General features: G+C 69.9%; 2 protein-coding genes and 1 pseudogene. All 3 read left to right on the top strand.

From position 1 onward, the window contains the following. The first annotated feature begins 69 nt into the window (after window positions 1-69). Window positions 70-2790 carry an FAD-binding and (Fe-S)-binding domain-containing protein gene (locus tag I71_RS34080; protein WP_244434225.1) on the top strand — a complete coding sequence of 907 codons (2721 nt, stop codon included), beginning with the start codon at window positions 70-72 and terminating at the stop codon, window positions 2788-2790. Between the two features lie 40 nt (window positions 2791-2830). Then, entirely contained in the window at window positions 2831-3580 is a 750-nt protein-coding gene (locus I71_RS34075) for a (Fe-S)-binding protein (protein WP_042704731.1), read from the top strand. After that, window positions 3570-3763, top strand: a pseudogene (locus tag I71_RS34070) ((Fe-S)-binding protein); the annotation flags it as partial. The gene I71_RS34075 and the pseudogene I71_RS34070, both read left to right, overlap by 11 nt.

Below are 3763 nucleotides of genomic sequence, written 5' to 3'. Positions count from 1 at the left end.
CCCGTTGGGCACGCTGGCCTACGGCACCGACGCCAGCTTTTACCGGCTGATCCCCAAGATCGTCGCGCTGTGGAGACGGAGGACGAGGTGGTGCGGCTGCTGCGGATCACCCGCGGGCACAAGGTTCCGGTGACCTTCCGCGCCGCCGGCACCAGCCTGTCGGGGCAGGCGGTCAGCGACAGCGTGCTGGTGGTGCTGGGGGATGGCTGGCGGGGCTGCAGCATCGGTCCGGATGCGGCCACCGTGACCCTGCAGCCGGGCGTGATCGGGGCCGAGGCGAACCGGCGCCTCGCCCCGCTGGGGCGCAAGATCGGTCCCGATCCTGCCTCCATCGCCACCGCCAGGATCGGCGGCATCGCTGCCAACAACGCCAGCGGCATGTGCTGCGGCACCGCCCAGAACAGCTACCGCACATTGGAGTCGATGCGGCTGGTTCTGGCCGACGGCACGGTGCTGGACAGCGCCGATCTGGCCAGCCGCATCCGCTTCCGTGACAGCCATGGCGCGCTGCTCGACCGGTTGGCGGTGTTGGGCGCCCGCACCCGCGCCGACGAAGCTCTGGCGACCCGCATCCGCGACAAGTTCCGCATCAAGAACACCACCGGCTACAGCCTGAACGCCCTGGTGGATTACGAGGATCCGGTCGACATCCTCCAGCACCTGATGATCGGGTCGGAAGGCACGCTGGGCTTCATCTCCACCATCACGCTGCGCACAGTGCCGGACCATCCGCACAAGGCCAGCGCGCTTCTGTTCTTCCCCGACATCGGCGAGGCCTGCCGCGCGGTCGCCCTGCTGAAGGCCGCCCCGGTCGATGCGGCGGAGCTGATGGACCGCGCCTCGCTCCGCTCCATCCAGGACAAACCGGGCATGCCGCCGCAGATCCGCAGTTTCGGTCCGGAAGTGGCGGCCGTGCTGGTCGAGACCCGCGCCGAGAATGCTGCGGCACTGAACGCCAACGTGGCGGAGATCGCCGCGGTGCTGGCCGGTTGCGTCACCATCGGCGACACCGGCTTCACCACCGACGCCAAGGCCTGCGAAGGCTTCTGGAAAATCCGCAAGGGCCTGTTCCCGGCGGTCGGCGCCATCCGCCAGACCGGCACCACCGTCATCATCGAGGACGTCGCCTTCCCCCTGCCCCGGCTGGCCGAGGCCACGCGCGAGCTGCAGGCGCTGTTCGAGCGCCACGGCTACCGCGAGGCGATCATCTTCGGCCACGCGCTGGAAGGGAACCTGCATTTCGTCTTCACCCAGGCTTTCGACACCGAGGCGGAGATCGACCGCTACCGCCGCTTCATGGATGATGTCGCGGCGCTGGTGGTCAGCCGTTACGACGGATCGCTGAAGGCGGAGCACGGTACCGGCCGCAACATGGCTCCCTTCGTCGAGATGGAATGGGGACCGCAGGCCTATGGGCTGATGAAGGAGATCAAGGACCTCTTCGACCCCGAGGGGCTGCTGAACCCCGGCGTCATCCTGAACGGCGACCCCGAGGCCCATCTGAAGAACCTGAAGCCGCTGCCCCCCGCCGATCCGCTGGTCGACACCTGCATCGAGTGCGGTTTCTGCGAACCGACCTGCCCCTCCCACCGCTTCACCCTGTCGCCGCGCCAGCGCATCGTCGGCCGGCGCGAGATGGCGCGGCTAGAGGCTGCCGGCGGCGACGCCCCGCGGCTGGCCGAGATCGGCGCCGCCTACGAGTACCAGGGCATCGACACCTGCGCCGCCTGCGGCCTGTGTGCCACCGCCTGCCCGGTGGGGATCGAGACCGGGCTTCTGATCAAATCCATGCGCGGCGAACGTCGCGGCGCCCTGGCCCGCAAGGCGGGGGCGCTGGTCGCCGACCATATGGAAGGGACGCTGGGCCTCGCCCGCACCGGCCTGCGGCTGGCTGACCTCGCCCGCCGCACGATTGGGCATGACGCCACCCAGGCGGCGGCCCGCCTGCTGAGCGGCGGTGCCCTGCCGGCCCTGCCCCGCAACCTGCCGACCGCCACGACCTTCACGCCGCACCCGGACACCGCCGCTTCCGCCGCCGACGACGTGCCGACCGTGGTCTATGCCCCCAGCTGCGTCAGCCGGACCATGGGACCCGCGGCCGCCGACCCGCAGCAGCGCCCGCTGCCCGAGGTCGTCGAATCGGTGATGCGCAAGGCCGGCTTCCGCATCCTCTATCCGGAGGCGGCGGACGGCCAATGCTGCGGCATGCCGCTGGAGAGCAAGGGGCTGATCGAAGCGGCGGACGCCAAGGCCGACGCCATGCTGGCCGCTCTGAAGAAGGCCAGCCGGGGGGGCCGTTACCCGGTGGTGATGGACACCAGCCCCTGCGCCCTGCGCCTGAAGAAGCGGCTGACCGACGCCGGTCTGCGCATCCTCGACGTGGCGGAATTCCTCAGCGAGTTCGCCCTGCCCCGTCTGGACATCGCGAAGTCCACGGAGCCGGTGATGCTGCACCTGACCTGCTCGACCCGCCGGATGGGGTTGGACGGTGCGTTGACCGCGGTTGCGAAGGCCTGCGCCGAGACGGTGGTGGTGCCGCCGGATGTCGGCTGCTGCGGCTTCGCCGGCGACAAGGGCTTCACCACGCCGGAACTGAACGCCCATGCCCTGCGCCACCTTCCGGCCGCCGTGCCGGAGGGCTGCGCGTCGGGCTATTCCACCAGCCGGACCTGCGAGATCGGCCTGTCCGACAAGGCGGGCGTGCCCTACCGCTCCATCACTTATCTGGTCGACGCCTGTGCGACGGCGAAGGTGGAGGCGACGGCGCGGGTGGCGGAACCCGCCTTCTGAACGACGCCAGCCGATAAGAATATTCCTGAGGAAGCGCCCGATGTCCGCGACCCACAAACCCACCCGCGTCTATTATTTCGGCACCTGCCTCGTCGACCTGTTCTTCCCCGATGCCGGGATGGCAGGAATCGAGCTGTTGCAATCCCAGGGGCTGTCCGTCGTCTTTCCGCAGGGCCAGAGCTGCTGCGGCCAGCCGGCCTACAATTCCGGCTACCGGGCCGAGGCGCTGAAGGTGGCCCGTGCCCAGCTGGACCTTTTCCCCGGCGACGACCCAATCGTCGTGCCGTCAGGCTCCTGCGCCGGCATGATGAAGAAGCACTGGCCCGACCTGTTCCGTGGCGAGCCGGACGAGGCGAAGGCGGTGCAGGTGGCCTCCCGCGTCTGGGAACTGACCCAGTTCCTGGTCCATGTGCTGGACGTCCAGCTCACCGACAAGGGCGAGCCGGTGCGCGTCACCTGGCACGCCTCCTGCCATGCCCAGCGCGAGATGGGCGTGGTCGAGGAGCCGAAGGCCCTGCTGCGCCAGCTCGCCAATGTCGAGCTGGTGGAGCTGAAGCGGGAGAAGGAGTGCTGCGGCTTCGGCGGCACCTTCGCCGTGCGCCATCCGGAGATCTCCGCCGCGATGGTCGGCGACAAGGTGGCGGACATCGAGGGCACCGGCGCCGCCCGCGTGGTGTCGGGCGACTGCGGCTGCCTGCTGAACATCGGCGGCGCGCTGGAGGCCGGCGCCAAGGCCGCGCGCGGCCAGCACATCGCCCAGTTCCTGAAGGAGCGCATCCATGGACGGTAACGCACCGGATTTCGCCGCCGCCTCACGCGCGGCGCTGGCCGACCCGCAACTGCGCGGCAATTTCCGCCGCGCCATGGACGGGCTGATGAGCAAGCGCGCCACCCAGTTCGCCGATGCCGGCGAATGGACCGGTGTCAGGGCTCTGGCCGCCTCGGTCCGGCTGCGCGCGCTGTCGAAGCTGCC

Source organism: Azospirillum sp. B506, assembly GCF_000333595.1.
Taxonomy (GTDB): Bacteria; Pseudomonadota; Alphaproteobacteria; order Azospirillales; family Azospirillaceae; genus Azospirillum.
The sequence above is the reverse complement of the archived record's forward strand: the minus strand, read 5'-3'. Positions and strand labels throughout refer to the sequence as shown.

Coding starts and splice junctions, on each gene's coding strand:
- I71_RS34075 (WP_042704731.1), top strand. CDS start 2,831: ATGTCCGCGACCCACAAACCCACCCGCGTCTATTATTTCGGCACCTGC.